At 57.4% G+C, this 26187-nt stretch carries 18 protein-coding genes; 11 read left to right on the forward strand and 7 right to left on the reverse strand.

Annotated elements, in window-relative coordinates; translation table 11 throughout:
• Positions 1-101: 101 nt before the first annotated feature.
• The 3 genes from aspS to HEQ61_RS02720 form a co-directional block, all read right to left on the reverse strand.
• Entirely contained in the window at positions 102-1925 is a 1824-nt protein-coding gene (gene aspS, locus HEQ61_RS02710) for an aspartate--tRNA ligase (protein ID WP_168019586.1), read from the reverse strand.
• Positions 1926-2046: 121 nt separating this feature from the next.
• A complete protein-coding gene (gene bcp, locus HEQ61_RS02715; RefSeq protein WP_168019587.1) occupies positions 2047-2520 on the reverse strand; it encodes a thioredoxin-dependent thiol peroxidase in 474 nt (157 codons plus the stop codon).
• A complete protein-coding gene (locus HEQ61_RS02720; RefSeq protein WP_245183089.1) occupies positions 2517-5597 on the reverse strand; it encodes a bifunctional [glutamine synthetase] adenylyltransferase/[glutamine synthetase]-adenylyl-L-tyrosine phosphorylase in 3081 nt (1026 codons plus the stop codon). The genes bcp and HEQ61_RS02720 overlap by 4 nt, the downstream gene beginning before the upstream one ends.
• Positions 5598-5680: 83 nt before the next feature.
• Here HEQ61_RS02720 and HEQ61_RS02725 point away from each other — a divergent pair, with 83 nt between their 5' ends.
• Positions 5681-8977, forward strand: a complete 3297-nt coding sequence (locus tag HEQ61_RS02725; protein WP_168019589.1) for an AsmA-like C-terminal domain-containing protein — start codon at positions 5681-5683, stop codon at positions 8975-8977.
• Here the strand turns inward: HEQ61_RS02725 and HEQ61_RS02730 are convergent.
• Positions 8956-9894, reverse strand: coding sequence for a DMT family transporter (locus tag HEQ61_RS02730; protein WP_322099173.1), 939 nt, complete (start codon positions 9892-9894; stop codon positions 8956-8958). The two genes, HEQ61_RS02725 and HEQ61_RS02730, sit on opposite strands and share 22 nt — an antisense overlap.
• A 188-nt stretch (positions 9895-10082) precedes the next feature.
• Here HEQ61_RS02730 and HEQ61_RS02735 point away from each other — a divergent pair, with 188 nt between their 5' ends.
• The gene (locus HEQ61_RS02735; RefSeq protein WP_168019590.1) at positions 10083-10925 is read left to right on the forward strand and encodes a ferritin-like domain-containing protein; all 843 of its coding nucleotides are present in this window, start codon (positions 10083-10085) and stop codon (positions 10923-10925) included.
• On the opposite strand, the gene purN is transcribed toward HEQ61_RS02735, so the two are convergent.
• Both purN and purM read right to left on the reverse strand, forming a co-directional pair.
• Positions 10906-11592 (reverse strand): phosphoribosylglycinamide formyltransferase, encoded by a 687-nt coding sequence (gene purN, locus HEQ61_RS02740; RefSeq protein ID WP_245183090.1) that lies wholly within the window; start codon positions 11590-11592, stop codon positions 10906-10908. The two genes, HEQ61_RS02735 and purN, sit on opposite strands and share 20 nt — an antisense overlap.
• Positions 11580-12689 (reverse strand): phosphoribosylformylglycinamidine cyclo-ligase, encoded by a 1110-nt coding sequence (gene purM, locus HEQ61_RS02745; RefSeq protein WP_209315622.1) that lies wholly within the window; start codon positions 12687-12689, stop codon positions 11580-11582. The genes purN and purM overlap by 13 nt, the downstream gene beginning before the upstream one ends.
• 13 nt (positions 12690-12702) lie before the next feature.
• Between purM and HEQ61_RS02750 the strand changes: the two genes are divergently transcribed.
• The 5 genes from HEQ61_RS02750 to HEQ61_RS02770 all read left to right on the forward strand — a co-directional run bounded on the left by HEQ61_RS02750 (position 12703) and on the right by HEQ61_RS02770 (position 19811).
• On the forward strand, positions 12703-13908 hold the full coding sequence (locus HEQ61_RS02750) for a DUF2066 domain-containing protein (RefSeq protein ID WP_168019592.1): 1206 nt from the start codon (positions 12703-12705) through the stop codon (positions 13906-13908).
• Positions 13909-14009: 101 nt separating this feature from the next.
• Positions 14010-15119: an AI-2E family transporter gene (locus tag HEQ61_RS02755; RefSeq protein ID WP_168019594.1), complete on the forward strand. Its 1110-nt coding sequence runs from the start codon at positions 14010-14012 to the stop codon at positions 15117-15119.
• Positions 15120-15163: 44 nt separating this feature from the next.
• Positions 15164-15841, forward strand: coding sequence for an HdaA/DnaA family protein (locus HEQ61_RS02760; protein ID WP_168019813.1), 678 nt, complete (start codon positions 15164-15166; stop codon positions 15839-15841).
• Positions 15842-16059: 218 nt separating this feature from the next.
• Complete coding sequence (locus HEQ61_RS02765) at positions 16060-18306, forward strand: RNA degradosome polyphosphate kinase (RefSeq protein WP_168019596.1); 2247 nt, start codon at positions 16060-16062, stop codon at positions 18304-18306.
• A gap of 11 nt (positions 18307-18317) precedes the next feature.
• The gene (locus HEQ61_RS02770; protein WP_168019598.1) at positions 18318-19811 is read left to right on the forward strand and encodes a Ppx/GppA family phosphatase; all 1494 of its coding nucleotides are present in this window, start codon (positions 18318-18320) and stop codon (positions 19809-19811) included.
• A 12-nt stretch (positions 19812-19823) separates the two neighbouring features.
• Here the strand turns inward: HEQ61_RS02770 and rnd are convergent, their stop codons facing one another.
• On the reverse strand, positions 19824-20996 hold the full coding sequence (rnd, locus tag HEQ61_RS02775; protein WP_168019600.1) for a ribonuclease D: 1173 nt from the start codon (positions 20994-20996) through the stop codon (positions 19824-19826).
• Positions 20997-21325: 329 nt separating this feature from the next.
• On the opposite strand from rnd, the gene HEQ61_RS02780 reads away from it, so the two are divergent.
• From HEQ61_RS02780 to HEQ61_RS02795, 4 genes are all read left to right on the forward strand, one after another.
• Positions 21326-22351, forward strand: coding sequence for an amino acid ABC transporter substrate-binding protein (locus tag HEQ61_RS02780; protein WP_168019601.1), 1026 nt, complete (start codon positions 21326-21328; stop codon positions 22349-22351).
• Positions 22352-22555: 204 nt separating this feature from the next.
• Complete coding sequence (locus tag HEQ61_RS02785; protein ID WP_168019603.1) at positions 22556-23737, forward strand: amino acid ABC transporter permease; 1182 nt, start codon at positions 22556-22558, stop codon at positions 23735-23737.
• Entirely contained in the window at positions 23737-24879 is a 1143-nt protein-coding gene (locus tag HEQ61_RS02790; protein ID WP_168019605.1) for an amino acid ABC transporter permease, read from the forward strand. Before HEQ61_RS02785 ends, HEQ61_RS02790 begins: the two co-directional genes overlap by 1 nt.
• A complete protein-coding gene (locus HEQ61_RS02795; protein ID WP_168019606.1) occupies positions 24876-25667 on the forward strand; it encodes an amino acid ABC transporter ATP-binding protein in 792 nt (263 codons plus the stop codon). The genes HEQ61_RS02790 and HEQ61_RS02795 overlap by 4 nt, the downstream gene beginning before the upstream one ends.
• The last annotated feature ends 520 nt before the right edge of the window (positions 25668-26187 follow it).

The following is a 26187-nucleotide window of genomic DNA, read 5'->3' on the forward strand; positions in this document are numbered from 1 at the left end:
GCGTCTGTTTTCCGGGAAGTGTTGCATAAACGCAAGCCTCCCCGGGGCATGTATAGCCCGGGGAGGCTTGGACACATAAGGATCAAGTCAGGGGAAGGACTCTATGCACCGGCAGCACTGGCCGGGGCTGTTCCGCCCTTTTGAACCTCTATTTTCTTCGGCAGCTGAAGGCGGATATGAAGCTCGCGCAGCTGCTTCTCGGTCACTTCCGAAGGTGCCTGCATCAAAAGATCCTGAGCCTGGCCGTTCATCGGGAACAGGATAACCTCGCGAATATTGGGCTCGTCAGCCAGCAGCATCACCATACGGTCGATACCCGGCGCCGCACCACCATGCGGAGGGGCCCCGAACTTGAAGGCATTCAACATGCCGCCAAACTTCTCTTCGACCACATCAGGACCATAGCCGGCAATTGCAAAAGCCTTGTACATAATCTCTGGCAGGTGGTTCCGGATGGCACCGGAAGACAGCTCTATCCCGTTGCACACGATGTCATACTGGAATGCCTTGATATCCAGCGGATCCATGGTCTCCAGAGCGTTCATGCCGCCCTGGGGCATGGAGAACGGGTTGTGGCTGAATTCGATCTGGCCGGTATCTTCGTTGCGCTCGTACATCGGGAAGTCAACCGTCCAGCAGAACCGGAAAACGCCCTGTTCGCGCAGTGACAGGTCATCACAGACCCGTTCCCGCACCTTGCCGGCAAACTTGGCAGCAGCCAGTGCCTTGTCGCAGACAAAGAACACCGAATCTCCATCCTGAAGGCCACAGGCATCCTTGATGGACTGGAGACGGTCTGCTTCCAGATTCTTGGCAATCGGGCCTTTCGGGCCATCGGCGGCAAACTGGACATAACCAAGGCCGCCCTGCCCTTCCTCACGGGCCCATTCATTCAGCTTGTCGTACCACCCACGCGGACGAGCTGCTGCACCGGGGGCCGGAATGGCACGGACCACGCTGCCAGCCGCAACGCCACGGGCAAAAATCCCGAAACCGGAATCGCGGAAGGCATCGGTTACATCGGTAATCAGCAGCGGGTTCCGAAGATCCGGCTTGTCCGACCCGTACTTCAGCATCGCAGTATCATAGGGGATGCGCTCGAACGGCATGGGCGAAACCGCTTTGCCACCAGAGAACGACACAAACAGGTCATGCAGGACCGGCTCGATGGCGTTGAACACATCCTCTTGGGTGACAAAGCTCATTTCAAAATCAAGCTGGTAAAACTCACCCGGCGAACGGTCAGCACGGCTGTCTTCGTCACGGAAGCAAGGAGCAATCTGGAAATAGCGATCAAAGCCCGCAACCATCAACAGCTGCTTGAACTGCTGCGGGGCCTGGGGCAACGCATAGAAGCGCCCCGGATTCAGGCGGCTGGGAACCAAGAAGTCACGGGCCCCCTCGGGGCTGGAGGCCGTCAGGATCGGGGTCTGGAACTCGTTGAAACCATCGGCTGTCATGCGCTGGCGCAACCAGGCGATCACCTGCGAACGCAACAGCATGTTGGCGTGTACTTTCTCGCGCCGCAGATCAAGGTAGCGATAGCGCAGGCGGGTATCCTCGCCAAACTCTTCCGTGCCAGCAACCTGCATAGGCAGAACGTCAGCACGCGACTGCACGACAATGTCGGAAACACGCAGCTCTACCTCACCCGTGGTCAAACGGGGATTGACCGTTTCCGGTGAACGGGCGACCACCGCACCGGTAACCGTAACAACACTTTCCGGCCGCAGGGTTTCAAGAACCCGGAAAATCTCCGATGACACATCGGTCACACACTGGGTGATTCCGTAGTGGTCACGCAAGTCGACAAACAGCAGGTTGCCGTGGTCACGCTTGCGGTGAACCCAACCGGACAGCCGCACCTGCTGGCCCACATGCTCCTTGCGGAGATCGCCACAGGTATGGGTACGGTACGCGTGCATGGAAGATACCTCTTGGTTCATGGAAACAGCCGGATCGGGCAAACCACACAACAATGTGGCCCCGAAACGGCGAAAAGCACACGGTTCGGGGCCCATTGTCAAGCAGAAGCGCACAGAACCATCAGGCTGATAGCTGCCGGACAGCCTCCAGAACCGCAGCAGCGTGGCCGGGGACCTTGACCTTACGCCACTCCTGCACGATTTTACCACCCGGCGCAATCAGGAATGTGGAGCGATCAATGCCCATATACTTGCGACCATACATGCTCTTCTCGACCCAGACCCCATAGGCCTCGCACAGGCTGCCGGTCTCTTCATCGGACAGCAGGGGGAACGGAAGGCTGTGCTTTTCCACAAACTGGTCATGCTTACGCACGGAATCCTTGGATACGCCAAGAACCACAGCGCCGGCAGCCAGGAAATCATCGTGCAGGTCGCGGAAATTCTCGGCCTCGGTTGTACACCCCGACGTCAGGTCTTTTGGATAGAAATAGAGAACAACAATCCTGTCCTGCAGCGCGGCCAGTGACACGCGTCCCCCACCACTGGCAGGAAGGTCGAACGCAGGAGCCGGCTGGCCTGTCATCATGTTCATGGTTTCGATTCTCCTTGTACCGGCGCAGAACCAGAGGCCCGGCGGGCCTGGTCCGCCGGATGTTCAATCAGGCGTGCAAAAAGGGCTGATACCTGCCTGTACACATGATCCATGCGTTCCTTCAGGTGCGGGAAATCAGGTTCCCCGGCTGAATGGGCCAGACGCGCACACAGGCCGGGTGGCACCTCCTGCTCCCGGAAAACGCCGTCGATGGAATAGCGCAAAATGCCCTGCAGTCCAAGCCAGAGTTCCTGAGCCTCCTGCAACAGGTCCGCATCAGGGGATTCAAGGAAACCTGCGTCCCGCAGACGATCGATGGCACCGGCGATATTGGTATCCAGAACAGCAGGCTGTGCATTGGCATGCCGAAGCAAAAGATACTGCACGATAAATTCGATATCCACCAATCCACCACGCCATAACTTGACATCAAACATATTGGCGGCCCGGCGTTCACGGGCCATACGGACCCGCATATCCGCAACATCCAGCAGCAACGAACCCGGATCAGGAGGCATGCCAAGAGACTGCACAAGAGCCTGGGAAACCCGTCGGGCCAAGTCTGGATCCCCGCATACAACCCGAGCCCGCGTCTGGGCCATGCGCTCCCACGTCCATGCCGACTCAGCGTTATACCGGACAAAGGCATCCAGACTGACTGCCAGCGGTCCCTTTGATCCTGACGGACGAAGGCGCATGTCCACCTCGTAGAGAATACCTGCAGGGGTCATGGCCGTAACCGCATTGACAAACCGCTGGGTCAGACGGATGAACCAAGTACTGGCCGCCAAAGGAACCGGGCCATCCGACGTTTCACAATCTGCTGGAAAATCATAAATGAGGGTCAGATCAAGGTCGGAGGTTACGGTCATTTCCCGCCCGCCCATCTTCCCCAAGGCCAGAACCACCAAGGCCCCACCCGGGACACGCCCGTGACGAAGGGAAAATTCGCGTTCTGTTTCACGCAGGAGGCGATCAAGCACCACATCGGCAACAGCCGTCAGAGCCTCGCCCGCCGGACGGGGAGCAACCATGTGACGCAGCACCTGCACCCCAACCTGAAACTTCCGCCCGTTGACCCAGATCCGGCACAGGTCCAGCACATCCTCGAACGCCGATGTTCCGGCAAGGATCCGGTCAAGATCAGCCCCCAAGGCATCCCGGTCGGGCAGCGGAGCCAGAAAATCCCGGGCCATAACCGCATCAAACAACCCGGGGCGACGGGCGAGAATACCCGCAAGACGCGGGGCATCCCCCATAATATCGGCCAGCAGATCCAGCAGCCGGTCATTGTCATACAGAAGCGAGAAGATCTGTATGCCGGCCGGCAGACCCCGCAGAAACTCATCAAAACGGTAAAAGGCTTCATCGGGACGGAATGTCCTGCCCAGCGCCCGCAACAAGGTTGGCACCAGCTCGGTCAATACCTCACGCGCCCGGGTCGAGCGGGTCACCCGATAGCGGCCATGATGCCAGGCACGGATCATTGCAGCAATGGCACGGGGATTGGTATAGCCCAACCCCGAAAGGGTCTGCAGGGTTTCCGGATCATCCTCATGGCCTGTAAAAACCAGACTTCCTCCCTGCCCGTCCGGGGTCTCGGTACCAAGACCGGGAGCATCACCAAAAAGTGCGGCATAGTGGGTTTCAACCGTACACAGAACGGCCTGTATGGCCTGGTCAAACGATGCCAGGTCCGGCCACCCGAGGAAACAGGCCAGATGCGCCCGGCGCTCCGGATCCAGGGGCAGGGTCTGTGTCCGAGCGTCATCAATCATTTGCAGCCGGTGCTCCACCGTCCTGAGAAACTGATAGCATCGGCTCAGGTCATCACGCACAGTGCCGGTAATCCGCCCGGCATCTGCAAGGGCATCAAGGGCGTCAAGGGTTCGGGAAAGGCGCAATCCCGGTACACGCCCGCCCCAGATCAACTGCTGGGTCTGGGCAAAAAACTCGATCTCCCGGATACCCCCACGGCCGAGCTTGATGTTGTGACCGGCTACGGCAACATGCCCTCCTCCCTTATGGGCATGGATCTGACGCTTGATGGAGTGAATATCCTGTATCGCATTGAAGTCGAGTGATTTTCGCCACACAAACGGACGCAGTCCGGACAGGAACTCACGACCGCGCACAATGTCACCGGCAACCGGGCGCGCCTTGATCATCGCCGCCCGTTCCCAGTTCTGACCAAAACTTTCATAGTAAATTTCCGCAGCCTGCACCGACAGCGCCAAGGCTGTCGATCCCGGATCCGGACGCAGGCGCAAATCGGTGCGGAAGACATACCCGTCGGCCGTACGTTCTTCCAGAAGACGCATCAGATCACGGGTCAGGCGGACATAGAATTCTGATGGAGACTTGCGCCCCCGGTACCGGATTTTCTCCTCGTCGTAGAGGACAACCAGATCAATATCAGAGGAGTAGTTCAGCTCGAAAGCACCCAGCTTGCCCAGCGCCAGGATCATGTAGCCACAATCCTTCTGGGGATCGTCGGCATGGGGAAGATCAATCTGTCCCGTGTTCTGCGCCGCACGCAACAAGGCTGTCACACACAGTCGCAAGGCCATGTCCGCAAAATCGGACAATGCCGCACTGACCCGAATGGAATCCCAGACACCTGCCATATCCGCAAGGCCAGCCAGCATGGACATCCGCCGCTTGGCCACGCGCAAGGCCTTCATCAGCTCGGGCGTGGTTACGGGCTGTGCCAACTCCTGCCTCAGGGTATGCAGCAACACCGTTATTTCGACATCCGGCCCGCGCGAGGACAGGGAGAAGAAAAAAGCCGGCTCCTGCAAAAGGCAGGCGGTCAGAAACGGACTGTTGCCAAAACAACTTTCCAGAACCCTCTGGACATCAGGATGACCGGATACCATATCCGGTACAGGAACCAACTGCTCTGTACAAGAATCCACAAAACGCGCCACCACGTCCTGCCAGTGTTCCATCGCCACGGCGACTTTCAGGCGGTCAAAGGGAAGTGGCAAAGCCGACCAGTCACCCCACTCCAGCAGGGCTGGCAAGGGCGCGGGTTCGGACTTGCGGATAAACAGGGGAACGGGCACGTCAGGCATTCCAATTCAGTCTGTTTTACCGCAGACTGCGGGAGCCGGAACGAACGGTCAAGGCTGAACTCTGTCTCGGGGTTATTGCCGGCATGATGACAAAAATCGGGGTTGTTGTGATTCAAAAGGGCGTAAGTCAATTTTTGCGTATTCTGGCGGGTATCCTGTTTGCAGTACTGCTGGCAGCCGGTGCCATAACGTGGCGGCTGGACCAGGGGCCTGTGGCGCTCGACACCCTGACACCTTACCTGGAAGATGCCCTGTCCGACCCACAAGCGAATGTACGGGTTTCCATTGAGCATACCGAACTGCGCTGGGATCACGGGCTTGGCTCTGTCGGATTACGCCTTCAGGGAACACGCGTGACAGACAACCAGGGGAGCCTTGTCGCACGCTTCCCCGGATTGGGTATTACTGTTGAACCGTGGTGGCTTCTGCAAGGCCGCATTTACCCGAGGATGATCCGGATCATCAATCCCAGCATCCTGATGATCCGGGACAAGAACGGCCAGATACGCCTGGGCATGTCAGACCTGCCGGATAACCCGATGCGCTTGCCGGAAGAACAAGGACACACAGAGCCGGACAGTACGGCAACAGAAACAACAACCGATTTTGTGCAGGGGATTCTGGCATCCCTGACCAACCATGGTTCACCCGATGGCACACCGGGCAGCGTCGTCCTGTCGCATCTGTCACTGTTACAAATCAGCGATGCCAGCATGGTGGTTATCGACAGAGTAGCCGGAATGACATGGCACATTCCCCAAGCATCTGCCGACATGACCCGCGCCCGTGGTCAGCTCGATTTTGATGCCGACCTGGAACTGGCCACATCACAAGACACGACACATCTGGATCTGACGGGCTCCTACAGCGCCCGCTCCCGTCATCTCGAAGCCAGACTGGAAACACGGGACCTGCGTCCGTCCATCCTGTCCGGCCTGTCCGGAGCGCTGGCTCCGCTGGCCGGCCTGGATATCCCGCTGAGCGGCACCGTAGAAACACGCCTTGCCTTGGGTGAGCAGACAACCTTTGTCTCAGGGACCGCTCATATCACCGGAAAATCAGGCGTTCTTCACCTCCCTGAACCGATAGAAGGTGATATCCCTGTCAAATCCTTGGAAATAGGACTGAAGATAACAGCGGACCTGCAGGAGATTCAGCTGGAAACGCTGATGCTGAATCTGGACGGAACCACCGTCACGGCCCAGGGCCACCTTCAGCCCGGGACAGAGACCACACCTCCCTCGGGGCAGGTCACCGTCTCTGTCGATGCACTTCCGGTCAACCGGCTCCGTAATCTGTGGCCCACCGCACTTGCGGTCAATCCAAGAACATGGATTACGGAGAACCTGGAGGATGGAATCGTACGCAACGGGTCATGGGCATTCGACTTGGGTACCGATGAACACAATACCATCACACTCAAGGCTCTTTCCGGTACGGCACAGGCTGAAGGAGTCACCGTCCACTACCTGCGCCCCATGCCCCCCGTATCCGACACACACGCCGCCATTTCTTTCACAGGGGATACTGTCGGCATTACGGTTCAAAGCGGACACTCTGGCGCGCTCAAGGTCACAGGCGGAACGATCGCACTTGAAAAACTGGACCAGGATGACAATACGGCTGCCGTCAATCTGTCCATAACCGGCCCATTGCCTGAAGCTTTAGCCCTTATTGACAACAAACCGTTGGGCTACGCCCGCAAGATCGGCATTGTACCGGACAAAACAGCCGGCCATGTGGAAACAGAACTGAAGCTGTCATTCCCCCTGCTGAGCAACCTTCCCCTGGATCAGTTGTCTGTCCATGCCAACGTGCAGGCAAAGGACGTGTCGATTGCCAATCTGGTCTTCAACCAGAATCTGGAAAAGACCCGCATCACCATGGCGGTAACAGCACAAAACCTTGAGGCAAAGGGAGAGGGAGAGATCGGCGGGATCCCCGCCCGCTTTACATGGACGGAAAATTTTTCCGGCACCCCCTTTGCCAGCCGGTACCTGGTGGATGCTACCATTGCACAGGATAAAAGGCCCGTTGTCGGCCTGACCTTTACACCCTTTGACGGAGAATGGATCAAAGGACCCATTACCGCAAAGGCCGACATGACAACCCAAAGCGACGGCCATGCCACACTGAACGTGGACGCTGATCTGACCGCAGCCCATGCCTCAATACCCGGACTTGGGTGGGTCAAACCCACCGGAAAACCAGGACATGCCAAGGCAAAGCTGCTGCTGCGCGGACAGAATGTAACCGAAGTGCCATCGTTTTCAGCCAGCGTTGCACCGGACCTGACCATACGTGGGGCCCTGAATGTCGGACGCAACAGCACACTGGCAGACTTACGCCTGGATACGGTGCGGATCAACGGCACAGACGCAAAAGTCCGGATCCGGCCATCCAGGGACAGCGATGGCCTGAATGTTACGATCACCGGCTCAACCCTCGACTTGTCGCCCCTGTTCTCCGGCCAGGATGACAGCGAAGGCAACAGCAAAAAGGAGCCGGACAGAACATCCAGCATGGCCGATGATGCTCCCCTGCCGGAGGATATACCGACAACCCCGCTGATGGTCACACACCTGGATTTTTCCAAAGTCCTGATGTCAGAGCATGGGGGACTGGGAGACCTGAAAGTATCTGCGGCACGTCGCAACGGTCGCTTTGAAAGTGTACAGGCAACAGCCCGTGTCGATGAAGGAAAACCGGCAGAATTCCGGATTACCCCCTCAGGGGAACAGGATGGAAGACATCTGACCCTGCGCACATCGGATGCCGGTGCACTGGCCCGTGCGCTGGGCATTGTCACGACAATGCGGGGCGGAGAGCTTCAGGTCAACGGAACCCTGAGTCGTCATGGTGTGGCCCGGGGCACCGCGACGGTCGGTCAATACCGGCTGGTGGATGCCCCGCTTCTGGCCCGGATCCTGTCCGTTGCCGCCCTGACCGGTATTCTGGATACCTTGCGGGGTGAAGGCATTGCCTTCGAATCCCTGGAAGCTCCCTTCGTGTACGACAGCGACCGCAACAGGCTGACCCTGAATGACTTCCGGACCCACGGGGCATCACTTGGCATGACCGGGCGCGGAACTGTATGGTTTTCCGAAGGCCAAATTGACGTAGCAGGCTCCATCATACCGGCCTATGCCCTGAACAGCCTGGTCGGAAAGATCCCCTTGATCGGGCAGATCCTGACCGGTTTTGAGAAAGACGGCGGCCTGATTGGTGCCAACTACGCCATACGGGGCACAACCAGCGAACCGTCTATTTCTGTCAATCCCCTCAGCGCCCTTGCGCCGGGCTTTCTGCGTCGGCTGTTCAATCTGGGACAGGGCAGCACCACGAACGAGGCCGAACCTCAACCGGCACCTTCTCCTTGAAGCGGAGAAGGACGCCGCCCCCGGATCAGGCGCCCGTCGAGTACAGCAAGGCCCAGCGCAATAAGGGCCATGCCTGCCCCATGGCGGGGCTCCAGCTGCTCTTCCAAGAACAGGAATCCCAGAACAACGGCACTGACCGGAATCAGGAAGGTAACAAGGGACGCATTGGACGCCCCGACACGATCCAGCAGGTTATAAAACAGCAGGTAGGCACAGACCGTTGACAGAACGGCAAGCCCAAGAACCGCACCCCATGCCGGGATACCGGGAACAGGCAGGGCCCACGGCGTTTCCAGAACCAGGGCAAGGGGCACCAGAACCAAGGCTGCCCCGGTAATGCTTCCCACCGTAACGATCAAGGGGGATACGCCGTCCTGCTGCGCAAGGTAACGCCCATAAATCGCCGCCATGGCATACGACAGGCTGGCGACCAGCACCGCACCTTGGGCCAGAACAGACAGACCGATGCCATCAAGGGCATCCAGACCTGTCATCACCACCACACCACCAAATCCCAGCACCACACCAAGGCATTTGCCCGGTGTCATCCTCTCCTCGCGGATCAGAACATGGGCCAACAAAACGGTAAACAAAGGTGTTGTTGCATTCAGGATTGAAGCCACACCGGCTGAAACCGTCCCCTGGGCCCAGGCAATCAGGACCTGTGGAATCGCATTGTTCAGCAACCCCATGGCAACAAAAGCAAGAAAGGGCGCAGACCAGATCAGGAAAAACTGACCCAGGACCAGCAACAGGCCCCACAGAAACGGCAAGGCACAAAAAACCCGCAAGGCAACCAACGTAAAGGGCGGGATCTCAGGGACGGCAACACCGACGAAGAAAAAAGCACCACCCCAAAGAACCGACAAAAGAACAAGCAAGCCCCATTCCCGCACCCCCATCACTGTACCCGCCACGTTTGCATTCCCTGCCTGAAAAGTGTTGTTGAAAACAGGAGTCCGGCACCCGAAAACTCCTGAAGGAAAAATACCTGAACAGATAAGGGCAAACCTGTCATCTGGTTTTATCCTGAACAGACCATTGACCCGGAACCGGGGCTGCGATACCCCTGCCCGGATACTCTGGTCAACAGGAATGCTGTACAGTGTTTGCCACCATCTCCGACGCTGCTCATGCGGTTCTGACAACAGAAGATCCTGCCCGTAAATGTCTGCTGACACGGCGGCTTTTCCTGCTGTGGGAACGAACCGGACTGCCACCGGCAGGACAGACCCTGCCACCGGACAGGCCGGCACGACCGGAACATCCCGCCCTTCTGCCCCCCCGGGATATGCCGAAGCGATCAACAGGACCGGGAAAGGGGCGCATTAGCCTGATCCATGCCTTGGCACACATCGAACTGAATGCGGTTGATCTGGCTTGGGACATTGTTGCCCGCTTCAATGATGAAAGAATGCCCGTCGCCTTTTACAAGGACTGGATCCGGGTTGCTGATGACGAAGCCGGGCACTTCATGATGCTGGAAGGGGCGCTGCGTCGGCACGACTCCTTCTATGGTGCTCTGCCCGCCCATGACGGGCTGTGGCAAGCCGCCGAGAAAACAACAGGGTCACTGTCCGCGCGCCTGGCCCTTGTCCCCATGACACTGGAAGCACGCGGACTGGATACCACACCTGCAACAGAAGATCGCTTGCGGGCGCAAGGAGAGCATGATCTGGCCGACATGCTGCACGTGATCTTCGAGGATGAAATCCGCCACGTCCACAGCGGCGTGCGGTGGCTGACCTACCTGGCCCAACGCGACAACCAGGACCCCGCAGCCCTGTTTGCCACCCATATCCAGACCCTGTACCCCGGGGGCCTGAAACCACCTTTTAATGTAGAGGCCCGCACACAGGCCGGCTTCCCGGAGAGCTGGTACCGGCCACTACAGGCAGAACCAACACCACGGGAAGCGCAACACCCTGTTACAACAGCGGTGGACTGACCAAGGCTTGTCCGGATCCTTCTGCCGTATCCCCCCCAACGGATTTGGCCCTGGCCCCATCGATCAAAAACCTACCCATAACCAACCGACGCAGGGCCTCCGGATAAATCCTGTGTTCCTGTTCCAGAACCCGGGAAGCCAGTGTATCCGGGGTATCCCCTGACAGAACAGGAACCGCTGCCTGCATCAGAATTGGCCCGTCATCCAGGGCCGGGCGTACAATGTGCACCGTACACCCGTGCACACGGACCCCAGCCTCAAGAGCCTGCCGGTGCGTGTGCAATCCCTTGAAGGATGGCAGCAAGGATGGATGGATATTGATGATCCGGTCCTGCCAGCCACGAATGAACCCGGCGGACAGAACCCTCATAAAGCCGGCGAGGCACACAAACTCCACGCCAGACTCCCGCAGGCAGGCATCCAGGGCCGCATCAAAATCTTCCCGTGAGGGAAAACTCTGATGCGGGATAACCGTTGTAGGAACACCAGCCGTCCGGGCACGATCCAGGGCATAAACATCGGGAACATTGGATATGACGCGAACAACAGAGGCCGGAAAATCCGGCCTGTCCGCCGCATCAAGCAAGGCCTGAAGATTGGATCCCCGGCCGGACACAAGCACCCCGACCCTGGCACGGGACGATGCCGCTGCTGTCATGGCTCCCATGCCTTTTCCAGCCCCTCCATCAGAACCGCCTCCCCCCCCGGGGCACGTTCAACCAGAGAGCCAACAACACGGGCCTGCTCACCAAAAGACTGCAACAGGCCCAAGGTCTCCCCGACATGGTCCGGTGACACCACCATGATCATACCCAGACCGCAGTTGAACGTCCGCGCCATCTCCCGTGCCGTCACCCCACCCTCGCGGGATAGCCACTGGAACACAGAAGGCAAGGGAACAGCCGCCATATCCAGCGATGCCGCCAGATGGCCGGGCAGGACGCGGGGAATATTCTCGGGAAAACCGCCACCAGTAATATGGGCCAATGCCTTGGCATACCCGGCCCGCACCGCGGCCAGGCAACTTTTCACGTATATCCGTGTCGGAACCAGAAGCGCCCGCCCCAGCGACATCTCTGGCGCGAAGGGGGCTGGAGCATCCCAGCCAAGCCCCGTTCTTTCAACAATACGACGCACCAGGGAATAGCCGTTGGAATGCACCCCGGCAGACGCCAGCCCGATGATCATATCCCCGGCCCGGCACCCGGATCCGTCAATCAAGGACCCCCGCTCGGCTGCACCAACGGCAAAACCGGCGAGGTCGTAATCCTTGCCGGTGTACAGACCCGGCATTTCAGCGGTTTCCCCGCCAATCAGGGCACAACCGGCCTGGCGACACCCTTCACTGATCCCGGCAATAATGGTGCGGGCACGCTCCACATCCAGGGATCCGGTGGCAAAGTAGTCCAGAAAGAACAGGGGTTCGGCCCCCTGCACAACCAGATCGTTGACACACATCGCAACAAGGTCAATACCAACCGTATCGTGACAGTCGGCATCGATGGCGATTTTCAGTTTGGTACCAACGCCGTCGTTTGCAGCACACAGGACCGGATCCTGAAAGCCGGCGGCCCGAAGGTCAAAAAGACCCCCGAAACCGCCCAGTGCCGAATCCGATCCGGGACGTGCTGTTGAACGGGCAAGGGGTTTGATGGCTTGCACAAGGGCGTTTCCGGCGTCAATGTCAACGCCGGCATCCCTGTAACTTAGCCCTTTGGGTTCGGAAGGAGTAGTAATGGCGGCCTCACAGAGGTTCACTGTCAAATGGATGGACCGGATGCGCAAGATACTGCAACGGGCGGCTAATGCAATGGCTGGAAAAAAGGCAGTACACCTGACCTTGCTCTGGATGGCTGTTTTCGTACCGTTTCCGGTAAAAGCCGGCGATATTCCCGGGGCGATGCTGTCCGTCTATACCGTCAGCGATGTCGCTGTGGATGCTTCGGCCCCGAATGCCGTCCGGGCCCGTGAAGAGGCATTGGCTAATGGACAGCGCGATGCCTTCCGTATTCTTGTGACCCGTCTGGGCGCACCGGCAGACCGTGTTCCCGTACCGGACCCAGCCGCCATGAACGAGCTGGTGCTGGGCGTTGCCATCCTGGAAGAAAAGACATCCAACGTTCGTTACATCGGGAAAGCCGCCTTCACATTTTTCCCGGACGGGGTGCGTGATCTTTTGCGCAAGGCTGGCTTTACGGCGGTTGATGTACCGGCCCGTCCTCTTGTTGTTCTGCCGGTCTGGACACCGTCCCCGGGGGCCCCATCCCGGTTGTGGGACGATCCGAATCCGTGGAAAACAGCGTGGGACAACCGCCCGAAAGCCGGCTTGGTCCCCCTGGATGTTCCCTTGGGTGATCTGGAAGACGTGACCGCCATCGATGCTGCACGGGCCTCAGCCATGGACCCGATGGCCCTGGATACCATCACGCAGCGGTATCAGGCCGAAGATGCGTTGATCGCTCATGCCGAGGCCCTGTCCCTTGATCACTCCAGTGGCCTTCCGACAGAAATACGGATCCGTGCCACCCGTGGACAGGACCGGGATGCAACATTCCACGATACGGTTCCGGTCCTGAGTGGCCTGTCCCTGGAAGCAGCCCTGAACGAGGCCGTAACCCGCACCGTTGCCTGGCTGGAACGCGGCTGGCACGACGAATACAGCAAAATAGCCAGCGGTGAGACCCAGACCCTGAATCTGAGAGTTCATATTTCTGCCGGACTGGAAAACTGGCTGGCTGTGCGCAAGGCCCTGGACAAAAACCGGAATATCCAGTCCTGGACCCTTGATGCCCTGACCCGTACAGAGGCCCTTGTTTCTGCAACGATTTATGGTGACGCCGAACGCCTGTCGTCCTCTCTGTCTGCCGATGGTTTGCAGATGATCCTGGAAGGGGAGCAATGGGTTATTCACCCGGCAACCCATACACAGCCGCCCCCGTCATCACTCACGCCTGTGCCATACAATAGCCAGTATCCCGAATAACAACTGGGCAGCCACGAAGACACGTGCATGAAGACGGATCTGGAAAGAAGGCGGGCCCCCGGTTATGGTGGGCACTGGCGCACGATAAACACCGAGCCTCGATGACTGCATCACCCTCTCCGCTGCCCGGCGACCCATCCCCCCCCTCACCACCCTCACGAACGTGGGTGTTCTGGGTATCGATGGTGCTTCTGGCCCTGCTGTCGGTTTATATCCTGCGGACTGCGCTCCTGCCCTTTGTGGCAGGGGCTGCCGTGGCCTATTTCCTTGACCCCGTCGCAGACTGGCTGGAACGTCATGGCCTGTCGCGCCTGGTTGCAACCATCTTGATTACATTTTTGTTCCTGATGGTTGTCATCGGCGTGCTCCTGATTCTTGTACCTGCCCTTCAGGCAGAGATCGTGGGCTTTGTCCATCGCATTCCAGCCTACGCCCAAGCTATTGCAAGGCGGCTGGAACCCTTGGTGAGCCAGGCCGCAGAGTTCCTGCCCAAATCCCAGGTCCAGAAATTGACCGACGGCGCGTCAGGGATGTTCAGCAATGTCCTGTCCTGGATTTTTGATCTGGTACGGAGCCTTCTTTCCGGTGGAGCCGCCCTGATCAATGTCCTGTCCCTGGTGGTGATAGCGCCTGTCGTGGCTTTTTATCTGCTGCGCGACTGGGACGCCATTGTGACCAGAATTCATGACCTCTTGCCGCGACAACACGCCGGAACCATTGTGGAACTGGCACGAGAATCCGATACCGTATTGGCCGGATTTGTTCGTGGGCAGGCTATTGTGTGCGTGTCGCTGGGCACCTTTTATGCGGTGGGACTCAGCCTGGTTGGCCTTGATCTGGGACTTCTGGTCGGGTTGGGCGCAGGGCTGATCTCTTTTGTGCCCTATGTCGGCACCATTCTTGGCTTTGTCATATCCATGGGCCTGGCCTTTGCCCAGTTTTCCGATACGTTGCACATCGCCCTGACGGCTGCTGTCTTTGCCTTGGGGCAATTCATGGAAGGGAATTTTCTCTCCCCCTGGCTTGTCGGGAACCGCGTTGGCCTTCATCCCGTATGGATGATTTTTGCGCTGCTGTCCGGGGGAACCCTGTTCGGCTTCGTCGGCATTCTTATGGCCGTACCCGTTGCCGCCGTGCTGGGGGTTCTGGTACGTTTTTCCCTGCGTCGTTACCGTAACAGCCACCTTTATCACGGCCACAAGCCGACATGACGGGGGGTTATTCCCCCGATACCGTCAAAGGACCTGCCCAGATCATGCAGCAATTGCCCCTGCCACTTGAACACCGCCCTGCCTTGGGGCGGGAGGATTTTCTGGTTTCCTCTCATAATACCGAGGCCGTTGCCTGGATTGATCGCTGGCCAGACTGGCCAACCGTGGCTGTGATCCTGTATGGCCCGGGCGGATGCGGTAAAAGTCACTTGGCCCATGTGTTCTCTGCCTGTGCTGATGCCCCCGTCGTTCAGGGAGAAGCCAATCTGGTTCTGGATCCGCCCGTACTCCTTGCAGGTCATCGTGCCTTGGTGATTGATGACGCGGATGCCGGGCTTGATCAGGTTTCCTTTTTTCACCTTTTCAACAGCGCCCGCGAAGCAGGTTGCTCTCTGCTTTTGACGGCATCCGCTCCACCGTCCGTATGGGGCCTGACACTGCCCGACCTGCGTTCACGCCTGAACACAGCCCCGACAGCATGCATCAGCGACCCGGATGACACCGCAATGGCTGCCGTCTTGATCAAGATGTTCTCGGACCGGCAACTGCGCATTGGTACCGATGTCCTGGATTATCTGGTCCGCCATATGGAACGCAGCTTTGAAGCCGCACGGACCTTGGTACAAAATGCAGACCGAATATCCTTGGCAGAACAACGCCCGATTACACTTCCGCTTGTAAGGCGACTCTTGCAGCAGGATGAGCGCATGGAAGCCTCTTGATAGCACCGTGAAAAGACAGGAAAGTGACAAGATACCCGTGTCTTTTTGACATATCAGGCACAATATCTGTCACATGATCTTGTCCAAGATCCTGAAAACGCATCTCAACCACCATTACACCGAGGAAAGGTGCCCTGTGGCGTATATCCCTTTCTTTCCGAAGGGGTTTTCGTGGTAGCATGGAGCATGCCTACCCTTGTGCGTGGAGTATTGCCACAATGCCTGAGACACCTGCCGGAGAGTCCCGCAGAAATCGGGATACCGGAACCAGCCGCTCTGATCAGACAGAATACCGGGCCAACCGTGGCAGTACGGGACACGTACCGGCAGACGATGCAACAACGCTTCGCATTCATGCTGCCAGCCCTGAACGCTTCATCAACCGTGAACTGTCATGGTTGGCTTTTAACACCCGTGTTCTGGAAGAAGCGGAAAACACACGCCACCCCTTGCTGGAGCGTGTACGATTTCTGTCCATTTCAGCATCCAATCTGGATGAATTCTACATGGTGCGCGTTGCCGGCCTGAAGGGGCAGGTGCATGCCGGCATCACAACCCTGAGCCAGGATGGGCTGACACCGGCACAGCAGCTGGAAGCCATCCATGTTGAAGCACGCAACCTGATCGAAAAGCAGAACCGGGTCTGGGACACCCTGAAAAGGGAACTGGAACAAAACGGAATTCACGTGATCAATACGGACGCGTTGTCTTCCGATGACCGGATCTGGCTTGAACACCACTTTATGAGCCTGATCTTCCCGGTCCTGACACCGCTGGCCGTTGATCCTGCGCACCCCTTTCCCTTTATCCCCAACTTGGCGCAGGCGTTGGTCCTGCACCTGACCCGGCGCGAGGATCATGAACCCCTGCGCGCCCTGATCCCCCTTCCCACGGGGCTGGACCGCTTTATTCGCATCCCAGGGGAAGCCATTCGCTTTCTGGCCATCGAAGATGTGGTTCTTCTGTTTCTGCACCATCTGTTTCCGGGTTTTGAATTACAGCAATGGGGCCATTTCCGGGTTATTCGTGATTCAGAAATGGAGATCGATGAAGAGGCACAGGATCTGGTCCAATCGTTTGAAAGCGCCCTGAAACGCCGGCGAAGGGGGCTTTGCATCCGCCTGAAGATGAATGCTGACATCCCCGATGACATGGCCAAGCTGATTTGCGACGAAATGCATGTGGCCCCGGCAGACGCCTTCCGGGTTAACGGGCTGATCGGCTTGGCTGATACACGCAAGCTTATTACGGATGAGCGCCCTGACCTTCAGTTTGTCCCCTTCAATATCCGCTTCCCGGAACGGATACGGGATTTCGGAGGGGATTGCTTCGCTGCTATCCGCAAGAAAGATATTGTGGTTCATCACCCATACGAATCTTTTGATGTTGTGATCCAGTTTCTGCGACAGGCCGCACGTGATCCCAGCGTCATGTCCATCAAGCAGACGCTGTACAGAACGTCCAAGGGTAGCCCGATTGTCGCCACGTTGATCGAAGCCGCAGAAAACGGGAAATCCGTTACGGCCATGGTAGAGCTGAAAGCGCGCTTTGACGAAGAGGCCAACATACAATGGGCCCGGGATCTGGAACGGGCCGGTGTCAACGTCGTCTATGGGTTCCTTGACCTGAAAACCCACGCGAAAATCAGCCTGGTAACGCGGCGCGAAGGGAATGAACTGCGGTCGTATGTGCACTTTGGGACTGGAAACTACCACCCGATTACAGCCAAGATTTACACTGACCTGTCCTTCTTCTCTGCGGATCCGGCCCTGTGCCTTGATGCCGCCCGCGCATTCAATTTCATGACAGGGTATGCACGACCCGAAAAGATGGAAAAGCTGATCATAGCCCCATTGGGGTTGCGTGATTTTCTGCTGGCCCGTATCGATGACGAGATCAAGAATGCAAAAGCCGGGAAACATGCGGCGGTCTGGGCCAAGATGAATTCCCTGGTTGATGGAAAGGTCATCGACCGCCTGTATCAGGCGTCCTGTGCCGGCGTGCAGGTTGATCTGGTCATACGCGGAATTTGTTGCCTGCGCCCCGGGGTACCCGGGCTATCTGAGAACATACGGGTCAAATCGATTGTCGGGCGCTTTCTTGAACATTCCCGTATCATTGTCTTTGCCAACGGAGGCTCCTTGCCCGGTGCACAGGCAAAGGTCTATATCTCATCGGCGGATTGGATGCCACGCAACCTGATTCACCGGGTCGAGCATCTTGTGCCCATAGAAAATCCGACCGTCCACACACAGATCCTGGACCAGATCATGGGGGCAAACCTCAAGGATACCAGCCAAAGCTGGAGCCTGCGCCCGGATGCGACCTTCGTCAGGGCAAAACCATCAACCAATGCTTTCTCAGCGCACGACTTCTTTATGAACAATCCATCACTGTCCGGTCGGGGAAATGGTGTACAACACCCACCGAAAAAATCTCCGCGTATCATCCTTCAGCGCGAATAGGCCAAATACATATGCAGGACAGGATTTGCCGCAAGCCGGTTGGCATCATCGATATCGGGTCCAACACCGTTCGACTGGTTGTGTACGACGGTATTCACCGGACACCGATGGCTCTGTTCAATGAAAAAGCCACCTGCGCCCTGGGTGCCGGCATTGAAAGCCGTGGACGTCTGAACCCGGATGGGGTGCCGATGGCTGCAGCATCTATCGAACGCTTTGTTCACTTGGCCCGGGCCATGAATGTAGAGCGTCTGGATATTCTGGCAACAGCAGCCTGTCGGGACGCCTCGGACGGACGCAAATTCCTGAAAAAAATCGAGAAACGAACCGGTGTGCCGGTGACCCTGCTCAGCGGGGAAGAAGAAGCGATCCGCGCTGCCTATGGGGTGCTGTGCTCCATCCCGGATGCAGACGGCATGGTGGCCGACCTTGGGGGCGGTTCCCTGGAGCTGGTTACGGTAACGCCAGACAGCAAGCCCGATACCGGGGAATTCATAAGCTTGGCTCTGGGGGTTCTACGCCTGGCCGAAAACGCCGGCAACAGCTGTGGCAACAAACTGCGCAACCTGATACGCAAGCGCCTTGCTGCTGTTACCTTCCTGGAGCACGGGAAGGGACGCCACCTGTATGCCGTCGGCGGATCATGGCGGGCATTGGCACAGATCATTATCGAGCATATGGATTACCCCCTGCATGTCCTTGACAACTTTTCCCTGCCCTACGACACCGCACGCGAAATGGTGTCACTGGTAACCCAGCAAAACAAACGCGCTCTGGAAAAAATGGGGCATGTATCCAAACGGCGCCTGCCTTATCTGCCACTGGCCGCAACGCTGCTGGATATCCTTCTGGAAGAGATTCAGCCCGATGCGCTGGTGTTCTCTGTGTATGGCATGCGCGAGGGGCAGTTCTTCCTGAATCTGCCACAGAAGATGCAGGACGGTGACCCGCTTCTGTCTGCGGCTACAGAATGGGCCCGTGCCGCCGGTCGCTTCCCTGAACATGGGCGAGAGCTGCTGGAGTGGATGGCCCCGCTGTTCCCCGATGAGCCAAAGCACCTGAACCGCCTGCGCCATGCGGCATGTCTTTTGGGGGATATTTTCTGGAGCGAACACCCGGACTATCGGGCAGAACAAGCATTCCTGAAAGTCCTGCGCCTGCCCTTCATGGGCCTGAACCACACTGACAGGGCTGCGTTGGCCTTGGCTGTCTACTACCGGTACAGCAGCAGCGACGCCCTGCCCGCTGTCAAGCAGGCCCAGGAACTTCTGGATGCCAAGCGCCTGAAACGTGTACGGCTTATTGGCGCTGCGCTACGCCTTGGCCACTCCATCAGTGGCGGCGCGGCGGGTATTCTGGCGCAAACACGGCTGGAAAAAGGCAAGAAGAACCTTGTTCTGGCCGTACCAGCAGCCGACCCCGTGTACTACACGGAACTTTTCGGGAAGAAGCTGGACAAACTGGCCAACGAGCAGGGGTGTAAAGGACAGGTTATACAGATCTAGGAAAGGGGTGAATCACCCCTCTATTTCCACGGCCTCAACACGCCGCCCGTTACGGGACAGACAGAGGGCAAGACTACCGTTCTTCAAGGCCAGGGCATCAGCCCCGAAAACATCACGGCGCCACCCCTTCAATGCCGGAACGTCCGCATTGTCATCAAGGGCTATCAGCTCAAGGTCTTCACTGTCGGCAACCAGCTTCTGGGCCACGTCGTGCTCTTCACACCGCATTTTCAGAAGAACCCGTAGCAGATCGGTCGCCGGGCCAATACCCGGTGGCAGGTCACGACGATACGGAGGGATCGGAAGATCCTCCACCGGCATGGCCTTGCCCCGGGCAACAGCCTCCAGAATAGACTGCCCCGTGTTGCCTTCTGCCTGCCCCTTGACGAAACCGCGCGTCCGCTCCAGCTGCTCGACCGTACGGGGAGCATGGGCTGCGATTTCAAGGAGAGCCTCATCCCGCAGTACGCGCTGACGCGGAATATCACGCGTCTGGGCTTCAATCTCGCGCCATGCCGCAAGCTCACGGACAATGCCAAGAAAACGGGGCGTCTTGGTCCGGGTCTTGAGGCGCCTCCATGCTTCCGGCGGATCAACACGATAGTTGGAAGGATCAAGCAGCACAGCCATCTCCTCATCCAGCCAATGGGCCCGGCCGGTTTCTTCCAGACGGGCAGCCAGCTTTTCATATATCACACGCAAGTGCACAACATCGGACAAGGCATAAGACACCTGCTGGTCTGTCAGCGGACGTCTGGCCCAATCCGTAAAGCGCATGGACTTGTCGATGGAAACCTTTGCCAGTTTGCTGGCCAGCGTTTCATAACCGACCGAATCCCCGAACCCGCAGACCATGGCTGCGACCTGGGTATCAAAGAGCGGCGTAGGGAACGTTCCCATCATATTATAGAATATTTCCAGGTCCTGCCTGGCTGCATGGAAAACTTTCAGAACCGACGTGTCACGCATCAGGGCGAACAAGGGAGCGAGATCAATACCCGGCGCCAGGGGATCAATACAGCGTGCCTCATCAGGCCCGCCAACCTGCACCAGACAGAGCTGCGGCCAGTAGGTCTTCTCCCTCATGAATTCGGTATCCACCGTAATGAAAGGTGTACCGGCGAGGCTGTCACAAAAGGCCTGCAAGGCCCGCGTATCGGTGATGAGGATGCTTGTGTCGTTCATGCGGAAACATATAGCGTGACAGGCACAGCGTTGCAATCCGTGGCCTGCGGAAAGATGCGCCCAGCCATCCGGCAGGAAGATACAAACGGAGTACCTCTCTGGATACGGGAGACCCGGAAGCCACCGGCTTATCACCAGCCGCATAACACCTGAAATGATGCAACACGGCTTGACACACTGAAATTAGGTTTTCCAAACCTACAGGCTCGGTCTAATATCCTCGGCAGATGCGGGAGGGTCGGGAAGGCTCTGAAAATGTTGCCCCGCTTGACAAAAAGATGCAAACTAACGCTAAAAACAGATGCAATAGTGCTCGGAGGCTTCGTTGGATGAATAGAATACTGATTGCCGTTGCAGCTGCGGCTACTGTGTCACTTGCGACGACAGGCGCACTTGCCGGGGCCACCTTGGATGCTGTCAAGAAGCGTGGCACCGTTGTGTGTGGGTCGCATACCGGTCTGGCCGGGTTCTCTACGCCCAATGAAAAGGGCGTGTGGACGGGGATCGATGTGGATGTCTGTCGCGCTGTCGCAGCGGCCGTCTTCGGTGACGCTACAAAGGTGTCCTACGTTCCCCTGTCAGCCCAGCAACGCATTACAGCCGTACAATCTGGCGAAGTGGACTTGCTGGCGCGCAACACGACATGGACCCTCTCGCGCGATACGGCCAATGGCATGGACTTTCCAGCCGTCAACTACTATGACGGTCAGGGGTTTATGGCACACAAGAGACTGGGCCTGAAAAGTGCGAAAGAACTTGATGGTGCAACCGTCTGTGTGCAGACGGGAACAACTACCGAGCAGAATCTCGCCGACTATTTTCGTGCCAACAACATGAAAATGAACCCGGTCACGATTGAGAAGTACGAGGAAGTCAGCGCAGCCTACTCATCCGGGCGCTGCGATGCCATCACCTCCGACATTTCACAGCTGGCCGCCATCCGTGCCAATGACGTGCCTGACCCGGCCGAACATGTGATCTTGCCCGAACTTATCTCCAAAGAACCGCTTGCCGTATCTGTCCGTCATGGTGACAACCAGTGGACCGATATTGTCCGCTGGTCGTTCTATGCCATGCTGAATGCCGAGGAACTGGGGATAACATCTGCCAACGTGGATGAGCAGTTGAAGTCAGCTACGGATCCAAATGCCAAGCGCCTTCTGGGGATAACCCCTGGCATGGGCGCTGCCCTCGGCCTGGATGAAAAGTGGGCCTATAATATTATCAAGCAAGTTGGCAACTATGGCGAAAGCTTTGAAGCCAATGTTGGACTGAAGACGCCAATGCGCCTGGAGCGGGGCCTCAATGCCCTATGGAACAAAGGCGGCATTATGTATGCCCCTCCTGTCCGCTAGGATAGGCGCTGTATAATACCCCGCCGGTCTCTTTGAAGGATGACCGGCGGGTTGTGTCTTTCTTGTTGCGGGTGCAGACACGCCTCTGACATGTTATCGAGAGACAGTCAGGGAAACGCTGGATAGCGTAGCAAGGCAGCGACACAATAAATGGCACACGCGTTTTGTTTGAGCTGTTGTTTATAAACTTTGGGATCGCAAACCATGTCCGAACCTGGAAAAAGCCGGTCGGGCGGAGCCCTATTGAATGATGTCCGCATACGCGGAATCATTGCCCAGGTGCTTGTGCTCGGTGCTGTGTCGGCACTGATTGCCTGGCTGGTACACAACACCCTGAGCAATCTTGCCGCGTTGCAGATTGCGACGGGGTATGGGTTTCTCGAACGGGAAGCTGCCTTTGATATCAGCGAGAGCGTTATTCAGTACTCCCCGGCTGATAGCTACCTCAGGGTTCTGGCTGCTGGCCTTCTGAACACGCTGAAGGTTTCTCTTATCGGCATTATACTGGCAACATTTATAGGAACATTGTTTGGTATCGCGCGCCTGTCCAGCAACTGGATCATTGCCCGTATTGCCGGCATATACGTCGAAGGCTTGCGCAATATTCCCCTGCTGCTACAGCTTTTTTTCTGGTACGCCCTGATCACGGAAGCGTTGCCCAACCCGAAACAAGCACTTCAGCCGCTGGAAGGCGTTTTCCTTTCGAACCGTGGCATAAAAATTCCATGGCCTGTCTGGGAAACCGGACACACCATCGCCGTCGTTGGCTTTTTTGCCGCCCTTGTTGTTGCTTTCTTCCTTAATGTACGCGCCACACGCATACAAAATGCAACCGGTCAACGCCCGGGGGTCTTGCTGCCCGCCTTGGGGCTGATGATTATTTTCCCGGTATTGGGGTGGCTGGCAGGCGGTGCACCGACTGAAATCAGCACCCCTGTCCTGCGGGGCTTCAACTTCCGGGGCGGGGCTAATCTGTCTCCCGAATTTACAGCGCTCCTGACTGGTCTGACCTTGTACACGGGCACCTTTATCGCCGAGATTGTCCGTGGCGGTATCAGCGCTGTTCCTTGGGGGCAAACCGAAGCTGCCGTCGCCCTGGGCCTTAAACGTTCACGCGTGATGAGGCTTATCCTGCTTCCACAGGCGTTGCGCGTCATCATCCCACCCTTGACGAGCCAATACCTGAACCTCGTCAAGAACTCCTCCCTGGCTGTTGCCATTGGCTACCCTGACCTTGTCAGCGTTGCGAATACGGCAATCAACCAAACCGGCCAAGCCGTAGAGGGGGTTGCCATCATCATGGCAGTGTATCTGACAATATCCTTGAGCATTTCGGCCTTTATGAACTGGTATAACGGTCATATAGCATTGCGGGGAGGACGGTGATGAATACCGAACGAGACCCCCGTCCGGGCGATGCCCTTTCCCACATTGAAGAACCGGTCAGTGTTTACCCAGGCTCTCCCCAGATGCGTTCCATGCATGTCCTGGGGTGGGCGCGGCAGAACCTTTTCAGTTCGACATCCAACACCATCATGACCCTTCTGTGCCTGGGACTGTTGGTACAGATCGTGCCTGGACTGCTGAACTGGGCTTTCATCAATGCCATCTGGTCTTCCGCAACACCGGATGCCTGCAAAGTCTCCGGGGCTGGCGCATGCTGGGCGGTCATTGAGCAGAAACACCGCTTTATACTGTTTGGGCTTTACCCATATGAGGAGCACTGGCGCCCGATCACGGCGACTGTCCTCTTCATCATCGCACTGGCCATAACCTGCAATCCGCGTTTCTGGGGCCCGACCTTGGCCCTGGTGTGGATCGTAACCCTTCCCCTGTGCGCCATACTGATGTGGGGTGGCATTCTAGGCATGACCCGGGTCAGCAATGATCGCTGGGGTGGTCTACCCCTGACACTGCTCTTGTCTGTCATCGGCATTGGACTGGCGTTTCCTATTGGTGTTCTGGCTGCCCTTGGCAGACGCTCGGAACTGCCGATCATCAAATCAATCAGCGTTATCTACATCGAACTGATTCGCGGTGTACCGCTGATTTCTGTCTTGTTTATGGCATCGGTCATGCTGCCGTTGTTCCTGCCCGAAGGAACAACGATCGATAAACTACTACGTGCCCTTGTCGGCATTACCCTGTTCACAGGCGCCTATCTGGCAGAGGCCATTCGTGGCGGGCTTCAGTCGTTACCACGGGGGCAGTATGAAGCCGCTGATGCCCTTGGACTCGGCTACTGGCAGAAGACACGGTTGATCATCCTGCCCCAGGCTATCCGCATTGTTATTCCGCCACTGGTGAACCAGTTTATTTCCATGTTCAAGGATACATCGCTGGTTATCATTATCGGGCTGTATGACCTGTTGACCACAGCAAAGACAGCCATGACCGATCCGGCATGGCGCCCGTTCTACGTAGAGGCATACGTCTTTACAGCCTTGATTTACTTCGCCTTCAGCTTCTTCATGTCCCGCTACAGCCTGTATCTGGAGCGTCACCTGAATACGGGAGTTCGCCGATGAGCGACCACAACACCTCCACCAACGCCGCGTCCCAGCGCAAACCCGGTGAGGAAATCGTTATCAGCCTGACCAATGTCAACAAATGGTACGGTCAGTTTCATGTCCTGCGTGATATCAATCTTGTGATCCGCAAAGGTGAACGCGTTGTTGTCTGCGGTCCTTCGGGATCGGGAAAGTCAACCATGATCCGCTGCATCAATCGCCTGGAGGAACATCAGGCGGGCGTCATTATGGTCAATGGCACGGAACTGACCAATGATGTCCGTGCGATTGAGGCCATCCGACGCGATGTTGGTATGGTGTTCCAGTCCTTTAATCTGTTCCCGCACCTGACGGTTCTGGAGAACCTTGTCCTGGCACCGACGTGGGTCAAAAAGGTTCCCCGCAAGGAAGCCGTTGATGTGGCCATGTACTATCTGGGGCGCGTCAAAATTCCCGATCAGGCCAACAAATACCCTGGCCAGTTATCAGGAGGGCAGCAACAGCGCGTCGCAATTGCCCGCGCATTGTGCATGAAGCCGGATATCATGCTCTTTGACGAACCGACCTCAGCCTTGGACCCCGAAATGATCAAGGAAGTTCTGGATGTCATGACTGAGCTTGCACAGGAAGGCATGACGATGGTGTGCGTCACCCACGAAATGGGCTTTGCCCGTTCGGTGGCGGATACGGTTGTTTTCATGGCCGACGGCACGATTGTTGAAATGGCTCCCCCTCAACAGCTGTTCAACAGCCCAAAGGAAGAGCGGACCAAACAGTTCCTCAGCCAGATTATCCAGCACCACTGACCCGAAAACGGAAACACCCTGCGAAATCAGAGCAAGCCTTGTATAGAGAAAGGGCTTGCTCTTTTTCTTGCGTATAGGCGTGTGAAGAAACGTGCAGGTCCTTCCGGGAATACCGGATCCTAGCCATTGAATGACACTGCATCGGTACTTGGCGTATCTTCCTTGTCCTTGCTCTCGTTCGGACGGACAGGCTTACTCTCTACCACTTTCCGGACGACTTCAGTTGCCCTTGGTCGTAGGAGGATGCGTGGAACCAGAAAAATGAATAGCCATAGGGGTGGAAGTCGCCATCCGGCGCCACACGTCAGCGGCCCCTTTCACGTCGTAGCCAGAGACCGTGCAGCATAACAAACGCCCATGCAATTGGCTTCTTCTTCAAAATCTTGTGTATGAGCCCCGGCAGCCCTTGCTCGTCAAGCCTAGCGGCAGCCCCTGTACCTTCCAGAAACACATCCAGAACAGAGTCAACAAGATAACCGCCCATGCGGTTAAGGCGTTGACAGCATCATTTGCAGCCAGA

Origin of the sequence: Haematospirillum sp. H4485 (assembly GCF_012102745.1) — a bacterium.
Taxonomy (GTDB): Bacteria; Pseudomonadota; Alphaproteobacteria; order Rhodospirillales; family Rhodospirillaceae; genus Haematospirillum.

Excerpts from the sequence above, each read along its gene's own strand:
- aspS (WP_168019586.1), bottom strand. The coding sequence starts at position 1,925 with ATGCACGCGTACCGTACCCATACCTGTGGCGATCTCCGCAAGGAGCAT.
- bcp (WP_168019587.1), bottom strand. The coding sequence starts at position 2,520 with ATGAACATGATGACAGGCCAGCCGGCTCCTGCGTTCGACCTTCCTGCC.
- HEQ61_RS02720 (WP_245183089.1), bottom strand. The coding sequence starts at position 5,597 with ATGCCTGACGTGCCCGTTCCCCTGTTTATCCGCAAGTCCGAACCCGCG.
- HEQ61_RS02725 (WP_168019589.1), top strand. The coding sequence starts at position 5,681 with ATGATGACAAAAATCGGGGTTGTTGTGATTCAAAAGGGCGTAAGTCAA.
- purN (WP_245183090.1), bottom strand. The coding sequence starts at position 11,592 with ATGGGAGCCATGACAGCAGCGGCATCGTCCCGTGCCAGGGTCGGGGTG.
- HEQ61_RS02750 (WP_168019592.1), top strand. The coding sequence starts at position 12,703 with ATGCGCAAGATACTGCAACGGGCGGCTAATGCAATGGCTGGAAAAAAG.
- HEQ61_RS02755 (WP_168019594.1), top strand. The coding sequence starts at position 14,010 with ATGACTGCATCACCCTCTCCGCTGCCCGGCGACCCATCCCCCCCCTCA.
- HEQ61_RS02760 (WP_168019813.1), top strand. The coding sequence starts at position 15,164 with ATGCAGCAATTGCCCCTGCCACTTGAACACCGCCCTGCCTTGGGGCGG.
- HEQ61_RS02765 (WP_168019596.1), top strand. The coding sequence starts at position 16,060 with ATGCCTGAGACACCTGCCGGAGAGTCCCGCAGAAATCGGGATACCGGA.
- HEQ61_RS02770 (WP_168019598.1), top strand. The coding sequence starts at position 18,318 with ATGCAGGACAGGATTTGCCGCAAGCCGGTTGGCATCATCGATATCGGG.
- rnd (WP_168019600.1), bottom strand. The coding sequence starts at position 20,996 with ATGAACGACACAAGCATCCTCATCACCGATACGCGGGCCTTGCAGGCC.
- HEQ61_RS02780 (WP_168019601.1), top strand. The coding sequence starts at position 21,326 with ATGAATAGAATACTGATTGCCGTTGCAGCTGCGGCTACTGTGTCACTT.
- HEQ61_RS02785 (WP_168019603.1), top strand. The coding sequence starts at position 22,556 with ATGTCCGAACCTGGAAAAAGCCGGTCGGGCGGAGCCCTATTGAATGAT.
- HEQ61_RS02790 (WP_168019605.1), top strand. The coding sequence starts at position 23,737 with ATGAATACCGAACGAGACCCCCGTCCGGGCGATGCCCTTTCCCACATT.
- HEQ61_RS02795 (WP_168019606.1), top strand. The coding sequence starts at position 24,876 with ATGAGCGACCACAACACCTCCACCAACGCCGCGTCCCAGCGCAAACCC.